This is a genomic window from Pseudaquabacterium rugosum (assembly GCF_038066575.1).
In the GTDB taxonomy this organism is placed as follows: domain Bacteria; phylum Pseudomonadota; class Gammaproteobacteria; order Burkholderiales; family Burkholderiaceae_C; genus Pseudaquabacterium; species Pseudaquabacterium rugosum.
This window is the reverse complement of sequence record NZ_JBBUTF010000023.1, coordinates 54,062-74,632: the sequence shown is the minus strand read 5'-3', so window position 1 is coordinate 74,632 and position 20,571 is coordinate 54,062. Positions and strand designations below refer to the sequence as shown.

The 20,571-nt window shown below is 72.1% G+C and carries 19 protein-coding genes; 3 read left to right on the top strand and 16 right to left on the bottom strand.

What is annotated here, in order from left to right; all coding sequences use genetic code 11:
- Window positions 1-228: 228 nt before the first annotated feature.
- The 14 genes from AACH11_RS20830 to AACH11_RS20765 form a co-directional block, all read right to left on the bottom strand.
- On the bottom strand, window positions 229-1,290 hold the full coding sequence (locus tag AACH11_RS20830) for an ABC transporter ATP-binding protein (protein ID WP_341376195.1): 1,062 nt from the start codon (window positions 1,288-1,290) through the stop codon (window positions 229-231).
- Window positions 1,291-1,323: 33 nt separating this feature from the next.
- Entirely contained in the window at window positions 1,324-2,181 is an 858-nt protein-coding gene (locus tag AACH11_RS20825; protein ID WP_423228786.1) for a carbohydrate ABC transporter permease, read from the bottom strand.
- The gene (locus tag AACH11_RS20820; RefSeq protein ID WP_341376194.1) at window positions 2,178-3,074 is read right to left on the bottom strand and encodes a carbohydrate ABC transporter permease; all 897 of its coding nucleotides are present in this window, start codon (window positions 3,072-3,074) and stop codon (window positions 2,178-2,180) included. The genes AACH11_RS20825 and AACH11_RS20820 overlap by 4 nt, the downstream gene beginning before the upstream one ends.
- Window positions 3,075-3,257: 183 nt before the next feature.
- Window positions 3,258-4,517 (bottom strand): ABC transporter substrate-binding protein, encoded by a 1,260-nt coding sequence (locus tag AACH11_RS20815; RefSeq protein ID WP_341376193.1) that lies wholly within the window; start codon window positions 4,515-4,517, stop codon window positions 3,258-3,260.
- A 273-nt stretch (window positions 4,518-4,790) separates the two neighbouring features.
- A complete protein-coding gene (locus tag AACH11_RS20810; protein WP_341376192.1) occupies window positions 4,791-6,455 on the bottom strand; it encodes a sensor histidine kinase in 1,665 nt (554 codons plus the stop codon).
- On the bottom strand, window positions 6,433-7,164 hold the full coding sequence (locus AACH11_RS20805) for a response regulator transcription factor (protein WP_341376191.1): 732 nt from the start codon (window positions 7,162-7,164) through the stop codon (window positions 6,433-6,435). Before AACH11_RS20805 ends, AACH11_RS20810 begins: the two co-directional genes overlap by 23 nt.
- 10 nt (window positions 7,165-7,174) lie before the next feature.
- On the bottom strand, window positions 7,175-8,020 hold the full coding sequence (locus tag AACH11_RS20800) for a metallophosphoesterase (protein ID WP_341376190.1): 846 nt from the start codon (window positions 8,018-8,020) through the stop codon (window positions 7,175-7,177).
- An 88-nt stretch (window positions 8,021-8,108) separates the two neighbouring features.
- Complete coding sequence (slmA, locus tag AACH11_RS20795; RefSeq protein ID WP_341376189.1) at window positions 8,109-8,810, bottom strand: nucleoid occlusion factor SlmA; 702 nt, start codon at window positions 8,808-8,810, stop codon at window positions 8,109-8,111.
- Window positions 8,811-9,019: 209 nt separating this feature from the next.
- A complete protein-coding gene (locus tag AACH11_RS20790; protein ID WP_341376188.1) occupies window positions 9,020-9,733 on the bottom strand; it encodes an HAD-IA family hydrolase in 714 nt (237 codons plus the stop codon).
- 7 nt (window positions 9,734-9,740) lie between these two features.
- Window positions 9,741-10,649 (bottom strand): acetylglutamate kinase, encoded by a 909-nt coding sequence (gene argB / locus AACH11_RS20785; RefSeq protein ID WP_341376187.1) that lies wholly within the window; start codon window positions 10,647-10,649, stop codon window positions 9,741-9,743.
- A gap of 260 nt (window positions 10,650-10,909) precedes the next feature.
- Window positions 10,910-11,713 carry a general secretion pathway protein GspB gene (locus AACH11_RS20780; protein ID WP_341376186.1) on the bottom strand — a complete coding sequence of 268 codons (804 nt, stop codon included), beginning with the start codon at window positions 11,711-11,713 and terminating at the stop codon, window positions 10,910-10,912.
- 3 nt (window positions 11,714-11,716) lie between these two features.
- Window positions 11,717-13,228 (bottom strand): ExeA family protein, encoded by a 1,512-nt coding sequence (locus tag AACH11_RS20775; protein ID WP_341376185.1) that lies wholly within the window; start codon window positions 13,226-13,228, stop codon window positions 11,717-11,719.
- A gap of 63 nt (window positions 13,229-13,291) precedes the next feature.
- Window positions 13,292-14,854, bottom strand: coding sequence for a carboxypeptidase M32 (locus tag AACH11_RS20770; RefSeq protein WP_341376184.1), 1,563 nt, complete (start codon window positions 14,852-14,854; stop codon window positions 13,292-13,294).
- Window positions 14,855-15,013: 159 nt separating this feature from the next.
- Complete coding sequence (locus tag AACH11_RS20765; RefSeq protein ID WP_341376183.1) at window positions 15,014-15,508, bottom strand: YqaA family protein; 495 nt, start codon at window positions 15,506-15,508, stop codon at window positions 15,014-15,016.
- A gap of 125 nt (window positions 15,509-15,633) precedes the next feature.
- On the opposite strand from AACH11_RS20765, the gene dusB reads away from it, so the two are divergent.
- The 3 genes from dusB to purH all read left to right on the top strand — a co-directional run bounded on the left by dusB (window position 15,634) and on the right by purH (window position 18,685).
- On the top strand, window positions 15,634-16,743 hold the full coding sequence (gene dusB, locus AACH11_RS20760; RefSeq protein WP_341376182.1) for a tRNA dihydrouridine synthase DusB: 1,110 nt from the start codon (window positions 15,634-15,636) through the stop codon (window positions 16,741-16,743).
- Window positions 16,740-16,976, top strand: a complete 237-nt coding sequence (locus tag AACH11_RS20755) for a Fis family transcriptional regulator (protein WP_341376181.1) — start codon at window positions 16,740-16,742, stop codon at window positions 16,974-16,976. The genes dusB and AACH11_RS20755 overlap by 4 nt, the downstream gene beginning before the upstream one ends.
- Window positions 16,977-17,101: 125 nt before the next feature.
- Window positions 17,102-18,685 (top strand): bifunctional phosphoribosylaminoimidazolecarboxamide formyltransferase/IMP cyclohydrolase, encoded by a 1,584-nt coding sequence (gene purH, locus AACH11_RS20750; RefSeq protein WP_341376180.1) that lies wholly within the window; start codon window positions 17,102-17,104, stop codon window positions 18,683-18,685.
- Between the two features lie 395 nt (window positions 18,686-19,080).
- Here purH and AACH11_RS20745 read toward each other — a convergent pair whose 3' ends face one another.
- Both AACH11_RS20745 and AACH11_RS20740 read right to left on the bottom strand, forming a co-directional pair.
- Window positions 19,081-19,608, bottom strand: coding sequence for a MarR family winged helix-turn-helix transcriptional regulator (locus AACH11_RS20745; RefSeq protein WP_341376179.1), 528 nt, complete (start codon window positions 19,606-19,608; stop codon window positions 19,081-19,083).
- A gap of 135 nt (window positions 19,609-19,743) precedes the next feature.
- On the bottom strand, window positions 19,744-20,559 hold the full coding sequence (locus tag AACH11_RS20740) for an ABC transporter ATP-binding protein (RefSeq protein ID WP_341376178.1): 816 nt from the start codon (window positions 20,557-20,559) through the stop codon (window positions 19,744-19,746).
- Window positions 20,560-20,571 lie beyond the last annotated feature (12 nt).

The following is a 20,571-nucleotide window of genomic DNA, read 5'->3' as shown; positions in this document are numbered from 1 at the left end:
ACAGGCCGCCGCAGCCGCACCGCAGGCCGCCTGCACCCGCCCCATCGGCAGCTGGGCCAGGCCCTCGGGCAGACCGGGCCGAAACTCCGCCCCCGTGAACCCCGCCCGTCAACGCCCCGGAAGAAAAAAGGGCTGCCCGCAGGCAGCCCGAACTGAGGAGAAAACAACCATCGACCCACGCGGCGCTCGCCCCGTACGAGGTCCGGCGCCGGGCGCGCAGTTCAGCGATCAGCCGACCCGCTTCTCGGAGGCCGCATCGAACAGATGCGCATGCACCGGCGACCACTGCAGATGCACCCGCTCGCCGACCTGCTGGCGGAAGTGGCCCGGCACCCGCGCCGTCATCTGGCCCGCCGCCGTGTCGACGCTGACATAGGTCTCCGGACCCGTCGGCTCGATCATCACCAGCGTGCCCGGCAGACCGCTGTCGGCGAAGGTCAGGTTCTCCGGCCGCAGGCCGTAGATCACCTCGCCGCGCACACCCGCCAGCGCCGAACGCTGACCGTCGTCCAGCGCCAGCTCCACCCCGTGCGCCACCAGACCGGCACCGGCGCGCTGCGCCGTCACCATGTTCATCGCCGGCGAGCCGATGAACTCGGCCACGAACTTCGTCGCCGGCCGGCTGTAGATGTCGTCCGGCGTGCCGAACTGCTGCACCACGCCGTCCTTCATCACCGCGATGCGGTCGCCCAGCGTCATCGCCTCGACCTGGTCGTGCGTGACGTAGACCGTCGTCGTCTTCGTGCGCTGGTGCAGCAGCTTGATCTCGGCGCGCATCTCCACGCGCAGCTTGGCGTCCAGGTTCGACAGCGGCTCGTCGAACAGGAACAGCTTCGGGTCGCGCGCCAGCGCGCGGCCCATCGCCACCCGCTGACGCTGGCCGCCCGACAGCGCACCGGGCTTGCGCTCCAGCAGATGGCCGATCTGCAGCATGCGGGCCACGCGCTGCACCGCCTCCTCACGCTGGGCCTTGGGCACCTTGCGCATCTCCAGGCCGAAGGCGATGTTCTCCGCGACCGTCATGTTCGGATAGAGCGCATAGCTCTGGAACACCATCGCGATGTCACGGTCCTTGCTCGGCAGATAGGTCACGTCGCGCTCGCCGATCGAGATCGTGCCCGAGGTCGGCACGTCCAGGCCCGCGATCATGCTCAGCAGCGTGCTCTTGCCGCAGCCCGAGGGACCCACCAGGATCAGGAACTCGCCGGCCTCGATCTCGATGTCGATGCCCTTGAGGATCTCCGTCGGGCCGTAGCTCTTGCGAACGTTGCGGATGTTCAATGCACCCATGATTTTTCCTGTTGTTTGCTGCTGGGGTCCGGATCAGCCCTTGACCGCACCGGCCGTCAGGCCTCGGACGAAGTACTTGCCGGCGACGACATAGACGAACAGCGTCGGCAGTGCGGCGATCATCGCGGCGGCCATGTCGACGTTGTATTCCTTGACCGTGCTGGAGGTGTTGGCCAGGTTGTTCAGACCGACCGTGATCGGCTTGCTGTCCGCCCCCGAGAACACGACGCCGTAGAGGAAGTCGTTCCAGATGTTGGTGAACTGCCAGATCAGCGTGACCACCATGATCGGCACCGACAGCGGCAGCACGATGCGGCGGAAGATCTGCCAGAAACCGGCGCCGTCCAGCGTCGCCGCCTTGATCAGCTCGTCCGGCAGGCCGATGTAGTAGTTGCGGAAGAACAGCGTGGTGCTCGGGATGCCGGCGATCACGTGCACCGTGATCAGGCCCGTCAGCGAGCTGGCGATGCCGAACCAGCCCAGCACCTGGCTCATCGGCAGCAGCACCACCTGCATCGGCATGAACACGCCGAACAGCATCAGCGCGAACATCAGCTCGCTGCCCTTGAACTTCCACTTGCTCAGCACGTAGCCGTTGAGCGAGCCGATCAGCGTGGAGATCATGACCGCGGGCACCGCCATCAGGATCGAGTTCCAGAAGAAGGGCTGCAGGCCGCCGCAATCGGTGCCGGTGCAGGCGCTCGACCAGGCCTTGCGCCAGGCGTCGAGCGTCGGCGAGGTCGGCAGCGACAGCAGGCTGCCGGCGCGCACCTGGTCCATGTCCTTGAGCGACGTGGTCAGCATCACGTACAGCGGCGTCAGGAACCAGGCGGCGAACAGGATCAGCGCACCCCACAGCAGCAGGCGGTGCCAGGTGAATCGGTCGTTCACTTCTTGTTGCTCCTCAGTTCGGAATACAGGTAGGGCACGACGATGGCGGCCACCAGCATCAGCATCACGGTGGCGGCGGCCGCGCCCTGGCCGATCTGGCCGCGGGTGAAGGCCATCGTGTACATGAAGGTCGCCGGCAGGTCGGTGGCGAAGCCCGGACCGCCGTTGGTCAGCGCCATCACCAGATCGAAGCTCTTGATCGCCAGGTGGCTGACCACCATCAGCGTCGAGAAGAACACCGGCCGCAGGCTGGGCAGCACGATGCGCCAGTAGATGCGCGGCAGGCTGGCGCCATCGACCTGGGCGGCCTTGATGATCGAGTCGTCGATGCCGCGCAGCGCGGCCAGGAACAGCGCCATCACGAAGCCCGCGCTCTGCCAGACGCCGGCGATGGCCACGCAGTAGATCGCCTTGTCGGGGTTGACCAGCCAGTCGAAGGTGAAGCCGGTGAAGCCCCACTGCTGCATCAGGTGCTCCAGGCCCAGGCCCGGGTTGAGGATCCACTTCCAGGCCGTGCCGGTGACGATGAAGCTGATCGCCATCGGGTACAGGTAGACCGTGCGCAGCACGCCCTCGGCACGGATCTTCTGGTCCAGCAGCACGGCCAGCAGCAGGCCCACGGCCAGCGCCCCGCCGATGAACAGGAAGCCGAAGATGGCCATGTTGGTGAGCGCGACGCGGAAGCGCTCGCTCTCCCACAGCAGCAGGTACTGCTCGATGCCGACGAACTCGTAGTTCGGCAGCAGGCGCGAGGCCGACAGCGACAGGTAGCCGTTCCAGAGGATCAGGCCGTAGATGAAGAACAGCGACAGCGCGAAGCTGGGCGCGACGACCAGCTTGGGCAGCCAGGGCGTGCGCATCGCGCGGGCGGCGGGAGGTGCGGTGGTGGACATCGGGTGAGGCTCGCTTTCGTCGCCGCGCGTGGTCGCAGGCGCGTGCAGGGGCCCGCGCGCAGCCCGCGCTGGCGGGGCGGTGCGGCGGCGAAAGAGGGTCGGAAGACGGGGTCGGGCCGGGGCCTGACGCGGGCCGGCCGCACGAGGGCGGCCGGTGCGGTCCAGGGCCTCACGGCCCCGGGATCACTTGGTCTTGGCGGCGGCGGCCAGCTTGACCTGGGCGTCCTTGGCGCTCATGGCGTCGGTGTTCCAGAACTGGCTCACGACGTCCTTGATCGCGCCTTCGGCGGCCGGCGGCACGGCCATGCCGTGGGCCACCGAGGGCACCAGGCTGTTGGCCTTGGCGGTGTCGACGAAGTCCTTGGCCGACAGCTTGGCGCAGTCGTCGAACTTGTCGAGGTTCATGCCCAGGCGCACCGGGATCGAGCCCTTGTTCAGGTTGAAGGTCTCCTGGAACTCGGGCGCCATGATGGCGGCGGCCAGATCGTTCTGGGCCTTCACGTTGGCCTCGTTCTTCAGCTTGAACATCGCGAACGAGTCGACGTTGAAGGTGAAGCTCTTGGCGGTGCCCGGCGCGGCCACGCAGACGAAGTCCTTGCCCGGGGTCTTGCCGGCGGCGATGAACTCGCCCTTGGCCCAGTCGCCCATCAGCTGCATGCCGGCCTCGCCCTTGATCACCATCGCGGTGGCCAGGTTCCAGTCACGGCCCGGGGCGTTCTTGTCGGTGTAGCCCTTGACCTTCTTGAAGGTCTCCAGCACCTTGAGCATCACCGGGCCGTTGATCGTGCCGGCGTCCAGCTGCACCAGGGCCTTCTTGTAGAAGTCGGCACCGCCGACGCCGAGCGCCACGCTCTCGAAGGTGGTGAAGTCCTGCCAGTTCTGGCCACCGTGGGCGACCGGGATGATGCCGGCGGCCTTGAGCTTGTCGGCGGCGGCGAAGAACTCGTCCCAGTTGGTCGGCACCTTGGCGCCGGCCTTCTTGAAGGCCTCGGGGTTGGCCCACAGCCAGTTCACGCGGTGCACGTTGACCGGCGCGGCGATGTAGTTGCCCTTGTACTTCATCACGTCGCTGACCACCTTGGGCAGCACCGCGTCCCACTTCTCGGCCTTGGCCACGCCGTCGATGTTGGCCAGCACGCCTTCCTTGGCCCATTCCTGCAGGCCCGGGCCCTTGATCTGGGCGGCGGCCGGCGAGTTGCCGCTGACGACGCGGCTCTTGAGCACCGTCATGGCCGAATCACCACCCCCACCGGCGACGGCGAAGTCCTTCCAGGTGTGGCCCTTGGCCTGCAGCGTGGCCTTCAGCGCCGAGGCCGCCTTGGCCTCACCGCCGCTGGTCCACCAGTGCAGCACTTCGACCTCGCCGGCCTGGGCGGCCAGGCCGGAGGTGACCAGCGCGGCGGCGACGGCCAGGCGGCTCAGGGTGAGGACGCGATTCGTCATGGGGGTATCTCCGTCAGTTGAGCGGCCCGGCTTCTCGATGGGTCGGGCACGTGGGCGGTTGCGGGCTGCCGGCGCTCGGGCACCGGCCCCGGCTGCGGTGTCGTTCAACCGCAGCGATTTAATTATTCGTTAAGACTTCAGCCGATCCACTCAGTATTAACACTGAATTAAAGCTCCCGACAGGCGTGCGGCGGCCTCCACGCCGGCAGGAGAGCCGACCCGGACAGACGCGATCAGGATGTCCCGCGGCCCGGTGGCCCGCGGCGGCAGGCCTCAGACGCCGGCCGCCGCGCCCGTCGCCGGCCCCGCTCCCGGCGGCATCGTCGACGCCTGGGCCGGCAGTTCCAGCACCGCGCACAGCCCGCGTGGGGCGGCCGGCTCCAGCCAGACGCGACCGTCGTGGCGCTCGGCGATCTCGCGCACGATGGCCAGTCCCAGGCCGCAGCCCTGGCCGTCGTCGCGCCCGCGCACGAAGCGCTCGAACACCGTCTCCAGCTGGGCCGCGGCCAGGCCGGGACCGCTGTCGCGCACCCGCAGCTGCAGCCAGCCGGCGCGCGGCCGCACCAGCTGCACCGTCACCTCGGCGCCGCGCCCGGCATAGCGCAGCGCGTTGTCGACCAGGTTGGACACCGCCTCGCGCAGCAGCAGCGCATTGCCCTGCACGAGGGCCGGCTCGGCCGACGGCAGCGCGGCCGACGGCGGCGCGGCCGGCCGCAGCGCCGCAGCGGCGCCCTCGCCCGCCCCGGCCAGCGCGCCGGCCTCCTCGTCGGGCGCGCCCTCCTCTCCGGCATCGAAGCCGAGGTCGATGCCGGCCTGCAGCGCCCGCGGCACCACCTCGGCCAGCAGATCGACCACCAGCGCCTGCAGATCGACCCGGCTGCGCGGCAGGTTGGCGGCGGCCTCGGGCTCGGCCCGGGTCAGGGCCATCAGCTGGTTGATCAGGTGGGCGCTGCGCACCGCGCTCTGGTGCACCAGCTGCAGCCGCTTGTCGAGGGCCGGATCGGCATTGCTCTGCAGCGCGATCTCGGTCTGGCTCTTCAGGCCGGCCAGCGGCGTGCGCAGCTGGTGCGCGGCATGGCTGATGAAGCGGCGCTGGGCGGCCACGCTCTCGTGCACCGCGGCCAGCAGGCTGTTGAGGGCGCGCGCGAGGGCCCGCACCTCCTGCGGCGCATCGTGCAGCGAGACCGGCGTCGGGTCGTTCGGCGCGCGGTCCTCGACCTGGCGCTGCAAGCGCGCCAGCGGCGCCAGACCGGCCCGGATGCCGGCCCAGACGATCATCGTCATCAGCACGATCAGCACCGACAGCGGCAGCACGGTGTCGAGCAGGATGCTGCGCGCCAGCTCGTCCCGGCTGGCCTGGCTGCGGGCGATCTGCACCAGCATCAGCTCGCGCGGGGCCTCCTCCTCGGCGCCGGGCGCCGGCTCGCCGATCGGCAGGTAGAGCGCGGCGATGCGCACGCGCAGCTGGCCGTCGAGCAGGCCGTCGTAGAACAGCGGCTCGCCCGGACGCACCGGCGCGTCGTCCGGCGGCGCCGGCAGCTTGCGGCTGCCGAGGATGAACTGCCCCGGCGGCGTGCTGACCATGTAGTAGACGCGGTCGACCGGATCGGCCTCGATGATGTCCTGCGCCGCCCGCGGGAAGTCGATGAACAGGCCGTTGCCGATCGGCTTGACCTGGCGCGCCAGCGCGCGCGTGGACTGCAGCAGGCTGGCGTCGATGCCGCGGTTCGCGTACCGCGCGGCGACGTTGTAGGTGACCGCCGCGGCCGCGCCCCACAGCACCAGCTGCGGCAGCAGCAGCCACAGCAGCAGCTGGCGGTGCAGCGAGACCTGGCCGATCAGGTCGCCGAAGCGGCCGCTGCGCAGGGCCCGCAGCCGTGGCCGCCAGCCGCCGGGCAAGGTGCCCGAGCCCGGCTCAGCCGCGGGCGGCCGCCGCATCGGGCTCCAGCAGATAGCCCAGGCCGCGCACGGTGCGGATCGACACGCCCGAGCCTTCGAGCTTGCGCCGCAGGCGGTGGATGTAGACCTCGATCATGCCGGCGCCGCCCGGGGCCTCGCCGGCGCTGCGCTCGGAGCCCCAGGCCTGGGTGATCTGCTCCTTGCGCACGACGCGGTTGCGCTGGCCCAGCAGCAGCTCCAGCAGGTCCCACTCGCGCGGCGAGAGCTCGATGGGCTGGCCGTCGACGCTGGCGCGGCGGGCGTCACGGTCGAACACCAGGCGGCCGAGCTCGGGCAGCGGCTGGCCATCGGCACCGGCCGTGACGACGGCCGCGGCCTGCGGCGCGGCGCGCACCCGGCGCAGCAGCGCGCGCAGGCGGGCCTCCAGCTCGGGGAAGTCGAAGGGCTTGGTCAGGTAGTCGTCGGCGCCGGCGTTGAGGCCGGCGACGCGGTCTTCCAGGCCGTCGAGCGCGGTCAGCACCAGCACCGGCAGCGCCGGCTTGGTCTCGCGCACCTTGCGCAGCACCGACAGGCCATCGACCATCGGCAGGCCGATGTCGAGCACCGCGGCATCGAAGGGATGGCGCAGCAGCAGGTACTCGGCCACCGCGCCGTTGGGCGCATGTTCGACCTCGAAGCCGACGGCGCCGAGCTGGGCGCTCAGGGCATCGGACAGGATGGCATCGTCTTCGGCTAACAGCAGGCGCATTGACGTGAGCTTAACGTGGCGCGGGGACCCGCACCATCGAGGTTTGCACCGGCCGCACGGCCGCCTGCGGCGGCGGCAGCACCGCGTACTGGCGCTCGCCCGGGCCGGCGCGCAGCAGGTGCAGGCCGGTGAACTCGCCGAAGGCCGGCAGCACGCCGGCCGCGGGCCCGAAATGGAAGCACGGCAGGCGCAGCCGGTCGCCACGCCGTGCGCCCAGCGACAGCCCGGGATGGAGGTGGCCGGCCAGGGCGTAGCCGGTCTCGGCGCGCAGCGCGCGGTCCGCGGTGGCCGGTGGCAGCAGCGCCGGGGGTGGCGCCAGGGGTGGCGCCGACGGTGCCTCTGGCTCGTGCAGCAGCCGCCAGGGCCCGCGGCGCAGCGGGGCATCGGCCAGCTGCAGGCCGGCCTCGGGTGGCGGATCGCCGGCGCGGGCATCGTGGTTGCCGCGCAGCAGCGTCATCGTCACCTGCGGATGCGTCGCCCGCCAGGCGCAGAAGGCCTGCAGCGCGGCGCTGCGCTGCACCGCCGGGCCGTGCAGCAGATCGCCGAGGAAGACGAGTTCGCGCGCGCCGGTGGCCGTGAGCACCGCGTCGAGCCGCGCCAGCAGACGCTCGGTGGTGCCGGCCGGCACCGGCACGCCCAGACGCCGGAACACATGGGCCTTGCCCAGATGGGCATCGGCCACCAGCAGCAGGCCGAGCACCGGATCGAAGGCCGCACGCTCGGGCAGCAGCCACAGGCCGGCACCAGCGCCGGCAGCGGCCTCGGCCGCGTGCCAGTGCGCGCCGGGCATTGGTGGGGTGGCGCAGGGCACGGGCACGGCCGGCTCGGCAGGAACGGAGGACGAGATCGGCGGCATGGGCTGCGGCGGATTGTCCGCCGGGCCAGCGCCCGTGCAGCGCCCGTGCCCGGGCCTCGGCGCGTCAGCGCCTCAAGGCATCAGCGCTTCAAGGCATCAGGCGGGGCAGCAGCAGGTCGAGCTGCTCGGTCGGGCTGCGGCGGAAGCCCGAGCGGGTGTAGCGCTGCAGCCGGCCCATGACGAGCGCGGTCAGGCCGGCGGCCAGCGCCTGGGCCTCGACCGTCGGCGTGGTGCTGCCCTGATCGCCGGCGGCCGCGCGCAGGCTGCCGCGCAACTGCGACTCCAGGCGGTCGAAGAACTGGTTCATGCGGGCGGTCAGGCGCTCGTGCTCGAACACCAGCGCATCGCCGACCATCACGCGGGCCATGCCCGGATTCTTCTCGCCGAACTGCAGCACCAGCGTGACGATGCGCTGGGCCTGCACCGCACCGGCGCTCTCGCGCTCGGCGACCTGGTTGACCAGCGAGAACACGCTGTGCTCGATGAACTCGATCAGGCCCTCGAACATCTGCGCCTTGCTGGCGAAATGACGGTACAGCGCGGCCTCGCTGACCTGCAGCCGGGCGGCCAGCGCGGCGGTGGTCACGCGCTCGGCGCCGGGCTGTTCCAGCATGGCGGCCAGCGCCTGCAGGATCTGCAGACGGCGCTCGCCGGGGCGCGGGCGACGCCGGTCGGCCGGCGTGTCGGGCTCGGTACGCGGGGGCACCGGCAGGGGCAGCACCTGGGCGCGTGGGGCCGGTGGCGCATCGGCATCGGGCCGCTCACGGTCTTGCATGGGCTGGTCGGTCATCGGCGGACTGCAACAGTCGAGGACGGCATGCCAGGTCCTCCCGGCGTGTGCAAATGATTCTTGCACAGGGGTCCACGCCGCCGGCCCCCGCCCTGCGGGGGTGATGAGCGGCTGCCAACGGCCGCGGACGGTCTGTTGCAGACATCGCGTGCAGCAGATGAGCCCTGCCCGGATACCCGCCGTGCGCAGGAGCTCTGTCCGCCGGTCACTCAGCCGCGACCCAAGCGCGTCAGCGTGCGCAGCTGGCGCGTGCGCTGATCCAGCCAGCGTGGCGCCACGCTGTTGCCGCGGGCCCGCGGCCCCGGGCTGGCATGACGCAGCCAACGCTGCATCCAGACGGTGCGCAGGCCGACGCGGCGGGCCGAGCGCAGATGGCCCAGCGTGTCCTCGACCAGCACCGCATCCTGCGGCGCGCAGCCCAGGCGCACCAGCAAGGCGCGCAGCATGCGCGCATCGGGCTTGGGCCGCAGCTGGCCGAACAGACGCATGTCCTCGATCGCGATCACCGCGTCGAACAGCGGGGCCATGCGCAGCGCCTGCAGCACGCGCATGGCGTAGTCACGCGGCGCATTGGTCAGCAGCACGCGGCGTCCCCGCAGGCGGGCCAGGGCGGCCAGGTCCGGCCGGTGGCTCCGCAGTTCGTCTTCCAGGCCCGGCAGGCGGTGGGTCTCGTGCAGGAAGTGGGCCGGACGCACGCCGTGGTGACGCATCAGACCCAGCAGTGTCGCCCCGTAGCGCAGCCAGTAGCGCTCGCTCAGCGCACCCGCCTGCTCGGCAGGCAGCGCCAGGTGGGTCTGCACATAACGGCCCATCGCCTCGTGCAGTTCGGGGAAGGCCCAGCGGCCGGCATCGTGCAGCGTGTTGTCGAGGTCGAACAGCCACAGCCGCGGCGCGCCGCGGCCGGCCGGCACAGGCCGCGCCATGCCGGCCTCAGCCGCGGATCATCGTGCCGTAGGCCTGATCCGACAGGATCTCCAGCAGCAACGCGTGCGGCACGCGGCCGTCGATGATGTGCACGGCCTTGACGCCGCTCTTGGCCGCGTCGATGGCGCCGGCGATCTTGGGGATCATGCCGCCGCTGATGGTGCCGTCGGCGATCAGCTCGTCGACCCGGCGCGAGGTCAGCTCGGCCAGCAGATCGCCCTGCTTGTCGAGCACGCCGCGGATGTTGGTCAGCATCAGCAGCTTCTCGGCGCCGAGCACGGTGGCCAGCTTGGCGGCGACGACGTCGGCATTGATGTTGTAGCTCTCGCCACGCTCGCCGAAGCCGATCGGGCTGACGACCGGAATGAAGGCATCGTCCTGCAGCGCCTTGACCACGCTGGGATCGATGGACTCGATCTCGCCGACCTGACCGATGTCATGTTCCTTGGCCGGGTCGTCCTTGTCGAGCATCTTGAGCTTGCGCGCACGGATCATCGCGCCGTCACGGCCGGTCAGGCCCACGGCCTTGCCGCCGGCCGCGTTGATCAGGCCGACGATGTCCTGCTGCACCTCGCCGCCGAGCACCCATTCGACGACGTCCATCGTCTCCTCGTCGGTCACGCGCATGCCCTGGATGAAGGTGCCCTTCTTGCCGATCTTGGCCAGCGCGGCATCGATCTGCGGGCCACCGCCGTGCACCACCACCGGGTTCATGCCCACCAGCTTGAGCAGCACGATGTCCTCGGCGAAGTCCTGCTGCAGGACCGGGTCGGTCATCGCGTTGCCACCGTACTTGATGACCAGCGTCTTGCCGTGGAACTTGCGGATGTAGGGCAGCGCCTGAGCCAGGATCTCGGCCTGGTCGCGCGGGGTGATGTGGCTGAGATCGTGCTCGTGGGCGGACGTGGCGCTCATCGGGGGTCCTGGCAGCGGTACGGAACACACAGCCGGCGGACGACAGGCCGCGCCGGCCGGCGCGAGAGGAGAACGGTCGGTCGGCACGGCAGGCGGCCCGGGCCACCGACGTGACCCGGGCCGGCGCCGGGCCGACAGCAGCGGCATTGTAGGAAGTCACGCAGCACAACCGGAACGCCCGCGATCGAAGCCGGCGATGGCGACGGCCCCGCGGGGGCCTGCACACGCCGAGCGCTCATGACGAGGGCCCCGACGACCGCTCACAGCGGCCATTCGAAACGGTAGCCATCGAGCGAGAACACCAGCGACTTCAGCCGGATCTGCTCCAGCACTAGGCCGGGCTGCGGCTGCTCGCCCTCGTGGAAGACCTGGCCGTTGATCAGCACCAGGCGCTGCGCGGCCGTCGCCGCATGGACCACGCCCCCTGGCTGCAGGCCCATCAGCCGCTGGCGCAGCGCCGGCGGCAGATCGGCCAGCCGGGTCAGCGCCGGGGCACGGGCGGCCGCGGGCTGCGGATCAGGACCGGAGCGGGCCTGGGTGGCGGCGGGCATGCCGGCCGGGGTCGGGGTCGGAGCCGCGGCCGCGGCGGACCCGGGCACGACCGCCGGCGCGGACCGCGCTGCGGTGGCCTGGTCTGCGGCAGGCGGCACCGTGGCCGGCGACGACGCGGGGCCGTCGACTGGCGGTGCGTCCTGCGTGCGAGCGGTGGGGGGCGGGGTCGGGTTGGATGGCGATCGCGATGGCGCCGGTGACATCAGACCATCGGCTGCCGGCTGCCGCACCACGTCCGGCGACGGCCCCGGCGCGACGGCCAGCATCGGGCGCCCCTCGGCAGCCGCCGGGCCGTCCCGCCACGGGCCGGACCCGCCGGCGAACACGACGGCCAGCGCCACCAGCAGGCCACCGCCCAAGGCCGCCCCCAGCAGCAGCGGCCAGCGCGGTCGCGCCGTGGGTGCCAGCACCACCGGCAAGGCGCTGGCCTGGGTGTGCAGCCCCGGCGCCAGACCCTGGGCCCGGGCGCGCTCGGCATCGGCACGGCGCAAGGCATCGAGGATGTAGGACATGGCTCAGGGACGGGTCGTGGCGGTCGGCGACGACCGGAGGGGGGCCGCGCTGGCAGCCGGAGCCCCCCACAGCGCCGAAGCCGGCATCGCGCCGACGATGCCCGAGGCGGACGACGCCGGCGGCGGGCTGGCCGGTGCGTCCGGCCCGGTGGCCGTGGTGACGGCGGTGGTGTCGGCGGTGGTGTCGGCGGCGGTGTCGGCGGCGGCCGCGGCAGCACGGGCCGCGGTGGCCGTGGCACCCACGGCTCCCGCAGCGGCCGCCGTCCCGGCCGCGTCGGCCGGGGACGACAGGGCGGTCGCGGCGGCAGGAGGCGTCGCCACGCCGGCCGGACCCGCCACACCGGCCACGGCTCCCGCCCCACCACCACCGCCGCCCACCGTGGCACCGCCACGCGGTGGCCAGGCCCCGCCCGTCCACCAGGACAGCGCGGCCAGCAACAGCGCACCGCCGCACAAGGTCCCGGCGAACCCGCCGGCCAGACCCGCCGCCCAGGCCGGCCGGCGGCCGCCGATGCCGGGGCTCGCAGCGCCCGCCCCCCCGGCGACGCCCGCGCCGTCCGGCCCCGGCGGCGCACCGTCTCCCAGATCCAGATCGACGCCGCCCGCCGGACCCGGACCCGCACCCGGCGCCGGCCCCAGGCCCAGACCCAGCCCCCGGGCCGCCCGCAGCGGCGACAGGCGCAGGCCGGCGGCCGGCGCCGGATCGCCGATCACCTCGGCCGCCGCCCGCCGCACGACCTCGGCATCGACGACCGCCCGGCCATGCGCCCAGGCCCCCAGCAGCGCCCGGTCGCACAGCAGGTTGATGCGCCGTGGCAGGCCGGCGCTGAGGCGGTGCACCAGGCGCAGCGCCGGCGCGTCGAAGGGCAGCGGCCCGCTGGCGCCGGCCACCGTCATCCGGTGGGCGACGTAGGCCAGGGTCTGGCGCTCGTCGAGCGCGCCCAGATGGCAGCGGGCGACGATGCGCTGGGCCAGTTGCGCCAGCTCGGGCCGGGCCACCATCTGCCGCAGCTCGGGCTGGCCGACCAGCACGATCTGCAGCAGCTTGCGCTCCGAGGTCTCGAGATTGGTCAGCAGGCGCAGCTGCTCCAGCAGGTCGATCGACAGGTTCTGCGCCTCGTCGATCACCAGCACGGCCTGCTGGCCGGCGGCATGGCCGTCCAGCAGGAAGCGGTTCAGGGTGTCGATCGGGCCCTTCAGGCCATCGCCACCGGCCTCGACCTGCAGGCCGAACTCCTCGCAGACGGCCTGCAGCAGCTCGCGCACCGACAGCCGCGGGTTGTAGATGTAGGCGATGCGGCAGCGGGTCGGCGCCTGTTCGAGCAGGCAGCGGCACAGCGTGGTCTTGCCCGCGCCGATCTCGCCGGTCAGCAGCACGATGCCGCCGCTGCCGCCGCGCAGGCCCCAGCCCAGGTGGGCCAGCGCCTCGCGGTGGGGCTCGCTCAGGTAGAGCGCACGCGGGTCGGGGGCGATCGAGAACGGGGGCCGCTGCAGCCGGAAATGGGCCTCGTACATGGGCCGCGAGGATAGCGGTTGCGCGTGTCACGCCAGCCGCGGATCAGCGCGGCCGGCCGGGGATCACCAGGGATCGTGCAGGTAGCGCTGCTCCAGGTGGCGGCGCCAGTGCGACGGGTCCAGCGGCGTGCCGCTGGCGCGGCGGGCCAGTTCGTCGGTCGGCCAGCGGCTGCCCTGCTGCCAGACGTGGTGGCGCATCCAGTCGAAGAAGGCGGAGAAGTCGCCGCGGGCGAAGCGGTCGTCCAGATCGGGCACCGCGGCGCGCAGCGCGGCCATCCACTGTGCGGCGTACATCGCGCCCAGCGTGTAGCAGGGGAAGTAGCCGAACAGGCCCTCGGGCCAGTGCACGTCCTGCAGCGGGCCGTCCTTGAAGTCGCCGCGGGTGTCCAGGCCCAGCAGCTCGGCCATGCCGGCGTCCCACAGCGCGGGGATGTCCTCGACCTCGATCTCGCCCTCGATCAAGGGGCGCTCGATGCGCCAGCGCAGCAGCACGTGCGGGGCGTAGGTCAGCTCGTCGGCATCGACGCGGATGCGGCCGGGCTCGACCTGGGTCATCAGCCGGCGCAGGTTGGCGTCGGTCAGCGCCGGCCCGTCGCCGAAGGCCTCGCGGACCCAGGGGCCGATGGCGGCGATGAAGGCCGGGTGGCGGCCCAGCTGCATCTCGAAGGCCAGGCTCTGGCTCTCGTGGATGCCCATCGAGCGGGCGCGCGCCAGCGGCTGGTCGATCCAGTCGCGCGGCAGGTTCTGCTCGTAGCGGCCGTGGCCGCACTCGTGCACCGCGCCCAGCAGGCTGCCGAGGAAATCGGCCTCGGTGTAGCGGGTGGTCATGCGGATGTCCTGCGGCACGCCGCCGCAGAACGGATGGGCGCTGACGTCGATGCGCCCGCCGTCGAAGTCGAAGCCCAGCCGGCCCATCACGCGCAGGCACAGCGCGCGCTGGGCACCGGTGTCGAAGGGCCCGCGCAGCGGCAGCGGCGGCAGGGCCTGCTGGCGCGCGCGCGCCTGGCGGATCAGGCCGGGCAGCCAGTCGGGGATGTCGGCGAACAGCTGGGTCAGGCGCTCGCTGGTCATGCCCGGCTCGTGGCGGTCGAGCAGCGCGTCGTAGGGGCTGAGGCCGGTCTGGGCCGACAGCAGCCGGGCCTGCTCGCGGGCGCAGGCCACCACCTCGCGGAACAGCGGCACGAAGCCGTCCCAGTCATTGGCCGGGCGCAGACGCCGCCAGGCGTGCTCGCAGGCGGCGGTGGCCAGTTGCTGGCGGCTGACCAGCTCGGCCGGCAGGCCGTTGGCACCGCGCCACTCACGGGCCATCTCGCGCAGGTTGGCGTGCTGGTCGGGCTGCAGCGTCTCGTCGTGGGCCTGTTCGAGCCAGACGCGCACGGCCGGGTCGGTGCGCATCCCGTGCATCAGCTCGGCCAGCTCGGCCAGCGCCTCGGCGCGGGCGGTGGCGCCGCCGGCGGGCATGTGCACGGCCTGATCCCACCAGGTGATGGACTGCAGGTGCTCGAGGTGGTGCAGGCGCCGGTGGTGACGCACCAGCTGCGCATAACCCTCGGTGGCCGCGGCGGGCGCCTCGGCGATGGAGGGCTGGGCCTGGGCCGTGGCGGCGGACTCGGACGGACGGTTCACGGTATCCCTGTATCGGATGTTGTGGGGACCATTCTGCAAAGTCCGTGGCCGGACGATCCCCCCCCAAAAGAGCGAGATAGGGAGCGATGTCACACCCGGGTGACCGCACGCGGGTCGCGGTCGGCACCGTCGCCGACGCATCGGGACAGCCGGCCGACCTCAGCCCACCGCGCCGGCCGGAAACAGATGCACCAGCGCCGCCGTCATCAGCGTGTAGCGCAGCAGCTTGCCCAGGGCCATCCAGCCCAGACAGGGCCAGAACGGCAGCCGCAGCCAGCCCGCGACCGCGCACAGCGGATCACCGACCACCGGCAGCCACGACAGCAGACAGGCCCGCGGCCCGAAGCGGCGCAGCCAGTCGAGCGCGCGGGCCTGCGGCGCGCGATGGCCCAGACGCTCGACCGCCCGCTCGGCACCCCAGCCCATCCACCAGCTGATGGCCCCGCCCGCCGTGTTGCCGGCGGTGGCCACCAGCACCGCCGGCCAGAACATCGCCGGCTCCAGGTGGACATAGGCATAGACCGCCGGCTCCGAGCCCAGCGGCAGCAAGGTGGCCGAGACCAGGGCGATGACGAAGATCGCCGGCAACCCCACCTGCGGCAGCGAGAAGGCCGCCAGCACCTGGTGCAGCAGCGCGGTCAGACCAGCTTCCATCGACCGATCATAGGGCGCGCCCGGCGATCGACCGGCCGCCCGCCGGCCGCCGATCCGGCAGAACCCGCAACGCCCGCCGCTATACTGTTGCCCTTTTTTTCAGCAACCGCTGACCCCCACCCACCATGCACATCGGCCCGTACGCGCTGCCGAACCGGCTCGTCGTCGCCCCGATGGCCGGGGTCACGGACCGCCCGTTCCGCAAGCTCTGCCGCCGGCTGGGGGCTGGGCACGCCGTCAGCGAGATGATCAGCGCCAAGCCCGAGCTCTGGCACACGGCCAAGAGCACGCTGCGCGCCGACCACAGCGGCGAGCCGGGCCCGATCGCCGTGCAGATCGCCGGCACCGAGCCGGCGCAGATGGCCGAGTCCGCGCGCCACAACATCGCCCACGGCGCGCAGATCATCGACATCAACATGGGCTGCCCGGCCAAGAAGGTGTGCAACGTCTGGGCCGGCTCGGCCCTGATGCGCGACGAGCCGCTGGCCATCGCCATCGTCGAGGCGGTGGTGGCCGCCTGCGCGCCGCACGGCGTGCCGGTGACGCTGAAGATGCGCACCGGCTGGTGCGCCGAGGAACGCAACGCGCTGCGCCTGGCCCGCGCGGCCGAGGCCGCCGGCATCGCCGCCCTGACGATCCACGGCCGCACCCGCGAACAGGGCTACACCGGCCAGGCCGAGTACGCGACGATCGCCGCCGTCAAGGCCGCGCTGCGCATCCCGGTGATCGCCAACGGCGACATCGACAGCCCGCACAAGGCGCAGCGGGTGCTGCGCGAGACCGGCGCCGACGCGGTGATGATCGGCCGCGCCGGCATGGGCCGGCCCTGGCTGTACGGCGACGTCGCCCACTTCCTGGACACCGGCGCGCTGCGCCCGCCGCCGGCCACCGCCCAGGTCGCGCAGTGGCTGGACGAGCACCTGCAGGAACACCACGCGTTCTACGGCGAGCCGCGCGGCGTGCGCAGCGCACGCAAGCACATCGGCTGGGCGCTGAAGGAACTGCCCGGTGGCGAGACGCTGCGCCAGCGCCTGAACGCCGTCGACGACGCGCGGACCCAGCGCACCGAACTGCGCACCTGGTTCGCCGAACTGGCCGACCGCCATCCGCAGCTGCCGCTGGGCCTGGATGCCGACAGCGCGCCGCCCACCGGCCACACGCACACCGATCCCGCACCGGCCGGGGCCGGCCGCCCCGCGACGGTGCCCCGAACCGACGACCTCCTCCCCGCATGAGCCAGAAGAACATCGAGGACTGCATCCGTGAAAGCCTGGAGCAGTACTTCCGCGACCTGGACGGCACCGAACCGTCCCAGGTGCACGCCATGATCATCAGCGCCGTCGAGAAACCGATGCTGCAGGTGGTGCTGCAGCAGGCCGACGGCAACCAGAGCCGGGCCGCCGAGTGGCTGGGCATCAACCGCAACACCCTGCGCCGCAAGCTGCTGGACCACAAGCTGGCGGACTGACCCGCCCGCCGCACCCGCGGCCTGCCCCACCCGTCAGCGCCGCGTCCGCTGGCGCCGCACCGGCGCCGGCCGCGGCCACCGCCCCCGTTTCGCCTTCTCCCCCCTTTTCCAACGCGTACGCCACCATGACCACCGCCCTGCTCTCGGTCTCCGACAAGACCGGCATCGTCGAATTCGCCCAGGCCCTGCACGGCCACGGCATCCAGCTGCTGTCGACCGGCGGCACCGCCAAGCTGCTGGCGCAAGCCGGCCTGCCCGTCACCGAGGTGTCGGAGATCACCGGCTTCCCCGAGATGCTCGACGGCCGCGTCAAGACCCTGCACCCGCGCGTGCACGGCGGCCTGCTGGCCCGCCGCGACGTGCCCGAGCACATGGCCGCGCTGAAAGAGCACGGCATCGACACGATCGACCTGCTGATCATCAACCTCTACCCGTTCGCCCAGGCCACGGCCAAGGCCGACTGCACGTTCGAGGACGCGATCGAGAACATCGACATCGGCGGCCCCGCCATGCTGCGCGCCGCCGCCAAGAACTGGCAGGACGTGGGCGTCGTGATCGACCCCACCGACTACCCGCAGGTGCTGGCCGAGCTGGCCGCGTCCAAGGGCAGCAGCCTGACCCGCGCCACCAAGTTCATGCTGGCCAAGAAGGTGTTCTCGCACACCGCCGCCTACGACGGCATGATCAGCAACTACCTGACCGCCCTCGAAGCCGGCTCCGAAGAGAAGACCGCCGAAGTCCCGAAGCGCGAGGAATACCCCGCCGTCTTCAACCTGCAGCTGCACAAGGTGCAGGGCATGCGCTACGGCGAGAACCCGCACCAGTCGGCCGCCTTCTACAAGGAAGCCGCCCCGGCCGCCGGCCTGCTGTCGGGCTGGACCCAGATCCAGGGCAAGGAACTGTCCTTCAACAACATCGCCGACGCGGACGCCGCGTGGGAATGCGTGAAGGCCTTCGACGCCCCGGCCTGCGTGATCGTCAAGCACGCCAACCCCTGCGGCGTGGCCGTCGGTGCGACCCTGCTGGAAGCCTACGAGAAGGCGCTCAAGACCGACCCGACCTCGGCCTTCGGCGGCATCATCGCCTTCAACCGCCCGCTCGACGCCGACGTGGTCGAGAAGATCAACGCCAACAAGCACTTCGTCGAAGTGGCGATCGCCCCGGTGGTCACCCCGGCCGCCCGCGCCGCTTATGCCAGCAAGGTCAACGTGCGCCTGCTGGAAGTGCCCGTCAGCAAGGCCGTCAACGCACTGGACTTCAAGCGCGTGGGCGGCGGCATGCTGCTGCAGTCGGCCGACAACCTCGACATCGTCGGCGAGCTGAAGGTCGTCACCAAGCTGCAGCCCACCGCGCAGCAGCTGGAAGACCTGAAGTTCGCCTGGACCGTGGCGCGCTTCGTCAAGAGCAACGCCATCGTCTTCTGCAAGGACGGCATGACCTTCGGCGTCGGTGCCGGCCAGATGAGCCGCCTGGACTCGGCCCGCATCGCCAGCATCAAGGCCCAGGCCGCCGGCCTGAGCCTGTCGGGCACGGCCGTGGCGAGCGACGCCTTCTTCCCGTTCCGTGACGGCCTGGACGTGGTGGTGGACGCGGGGGCCACCTGCGTCATCCACCCGGGTGGCTCGATGCGCGACGACGAGGTGATCGCCGCCGCCGACGAGCGTGGCATCGCCATGGTGCTGACCGGCACCCGCCACTTCCGCCACTGATGCAAGGCGGGCCCTGCCTTCCATCGTGATGCCCGACCGCAGCACGATGAAGGCGCAGGGCCGCCATGCAACGCACGGTGACGCGTCGACGACGCCATGTCCCCGCGCGCACCGGAGGTGGCGCCCCGGCCCCTGACGCCAGAAGCCCACGGCCGCCAACGACCGCCGACGGCCTCCAACGGCCTCCAAGCGCCGGGATGGGGTGACCCCTTTTGCGCAGGTCAAGGAGGAGGGCCGAAGGCCCGGGGGACACGGAGCAAAAGGGGTCGCCCCGTCCCGGCGCGGTCGTGCCAAACACGCCGCACCCACCCCGAACGCCCCGACGCCTTCTCCCCCCTCACCGCCCGACCGCACAGGCGTCCCGTCGCCCCCCCGTGCCCTGCTCGGCTCATGGCTCAGGACGGCGTCTCGCCATCAGCCGACGACACCCCACCCACCCCGCCCCGCCCCGCCGCCAGATCCGCATGCCGCGGCGACAGGTTGTCCAGCATCTGGTGCAGGGTCTCGTTGAGCTTGCGGATCTGGGCCGGGGTCAGGCCGTCGAAACTGCGCTGGAAGATGTGGCGGGTGGCCAGCTGGCCGCGTTCGATGGCCTCACGGCCGGGCTCGGCCAGACGCACCATCGTCACGCGGGCGTCGTGCTCGGCCGTGGCGGTCTCGACCAGACCCTCGGCCTTCATGCGGTAGACCAGCTTGGTCACGGTCGACAGCTTGGCGATCGCGTGCAGCGCGATCTCGGACATGCTGGCGGCCTCGCCCTGCTGCTGCAGGATCAGCAGCGTGCGCCAGATCGGGATGTCCAGGCCGATCGGCTTGAGCGCCTGCTCCATCTGCATGGAGTAGACGCCGTAGAGCCGCGCCAGCCAGTAGAACGGGAACTCCTCGCGGACGAAATCGGGACTGGAGGGGTCGTGGCGGCTCACGGCGGACGGGGGACAGACAGACGGGGGCGGATGCGGTGGGTCACGCGGGCCGGCAGCACCGGGACGTGAGCAGGATCTTAAGCCGCGCGTCCTGCGTGGACCTTGCGGCAGATCCGCAGTCCGCGGCCCCGCCGCTCAGGCCATCATCCGGTCCTGGTGGCTGTGGCCCTGGCCGAGGTAGGCCGCCACCACCTGCGGATGACCCTGCAGCTCGGCGGCCGGTCCGTGCAGCGCCACTTGGCCCAGCTCCAGCACATGGCCATGGTCGGCCACGCGCAGCGCGGCGCGCGCGTTCTGCTCGACCAGCAGCACGGCCACGCCCCGCTCGCGCAGCGTGGCGACGATGCGGAAGATGTCGCGCACGATCAGCGGCGCCAGGCCCAGGCTGGGCTCGTCGAGCATCAGCAGGCGCGGTGCGCCCATCAGCGCGCGGCCGAGGGCCAGCATCTGGCGCTCGCCGCCGGACAGGGTGCCGGCGGCCTGGTCGCGGCGTTCGGCCAGGCGCGGGAACAGCGCGTACACCTCGTCGAGCGCGCGCCGGCGCGCGGCCGCGCCCTGGCCGCGCTGGCGCCAGCCGCCCAGGCGCAGGTTGTCCAGCACGCTCATGGTGGCGAACAGCGCGCGGGTCTCGGGCACCAGGGCCAGGCCGGCCTCGACCCGCTGCTCGACGCTGGCGCGGGTCAGGTCCTGGCCGTCGAAGGTGATGCGGCCGGCGCGGGCGTCGAGCGCGCCCATCAGCGCGTTCAGCAGCGTGCTCTTGCCGGCGCCGTTCGGGCCGATGACGGTGACGATGCGGCCGGCGGACACGTCCAGATCGACGCCGCCGAGCGCCTCGACGCGGCCGTAGCCCACGCGCAGGCCGCGCACCTGCAGCAGCGGCGCCACGGGCTGCTGCGGTGCGGACGGCGCTGGCGCGCGGACATCGGGAGCGGCAGGCGGGGATGCATTCATGGTCGGCAGGCT

Coding starts and splice junctions, on each gene's coding strand:
- AACH11_RS20810 (WP_341376192.1), bottom strand. CDS start 6,455: ATGCGGCGGCCGCCCGCGGCTGAGCCGGGCTCGGGCACCTTGCCCGGC.
- AACH11_RS20780 (WP_341376186.1), bottom strand. CDS start 11,713: ATGTCCTACATCCTCGATGCCTTGCGCCGTGCCGATGCCGAGCGCGCC.
- slmA (WP_341376189.1), bottom strand. CDS start 8,810: ATGACCGACCAGCCCATGCAAGACCGTGAGCGGCCCGATGCCGATGCG.
- AACH11_RS20790 (WP_341376188.1), bottom strand. CDS start 9,733: ATGGCGCGGCCTGTGCCGGCCGGCCGCGGCGCGCCGCGGCTGTGGCTG.
- AACH11_RS20805 (WP_341376191.1), bottom strand. CDS start 7,164: ATGCGCCTGCTGTTAGCCGAAGACGATGCCATCCTGTCCGATGCCCTG.
- AACH11_RS20740 (WP_341376178.1), bottom strand. CDS start 20,559: ATGAATGCATCCCCGCCTGCCGCTCCCGATGTCCGCGCGCCAGCGCCG.
- AACH11_RS20775 (WP_341376185.1), bottom strand. CDS start 13,228: ATGTACGAGGCCCATTTCCGGCTGCAGCGGCCCCCGTTCTCGATCGCC.
- AACH11_RS20820 (WP_341376194.1), bottom strand. CDS start 3,074: ATGTCCACCACCGCACCTCCCGCCGCCCGCGCGATGCGCACGCCCTGG.
- dusB (WP_341376182.1), top strand. CDS start 15,634: ATGCACATCGGCCCGTACGCGCTGCCGAACCGGCTCGTCGTCGCCCCG.
- AACH11_RS20815 (WP_341376193.1), bottom strand. CDS start 4,517: ATGACGAATCGCGTCCTCACCCTGAGCCGCCTGGCCGTCGCCGCCGCG.
- AACH11_RS20765 (WP_341376183.1), bottom strand. CDS start 15,508: ATGGAAGCTGGTCTGACCGCGCTGCTGCACCAGGTGCTGGCGGCCTTC.
- AACH11_RS20800 (WP_341376190.1), bottom strand. CDS start 8,020: ATGCCGCCGATCTCGTCCTCCGTTCCTGCCGAGCCGGCCGTGCCCGTG.
- AACH11_RS20755 (WP_341376181.1), top strand. CDS start 16,740: ATGAGCCAGAAGAACATCGAGGACTGCATCCGTGAAAGCCTGGAGCAG.
- AACH11_RS20830 (WP_341376195.1), bottom strand. CDS start 1,290: ATGGGTGCATTGAACATCCGCAACGTTCGCAAGAGCTACGGCCCGACG.
- purH (WP_341376180.1), top strand. CDS start 17,102: ATGACCACCGCCCTGCTCTCGGTCTCCGACAAGACCGGCATCGTCGAA.
- argB (WP_341376187.1), bottom strand. CDS start 10,649: ATGAGCGCCACGTCCGCCCACGAGCACGATCTCAGCCACATCACCCCG.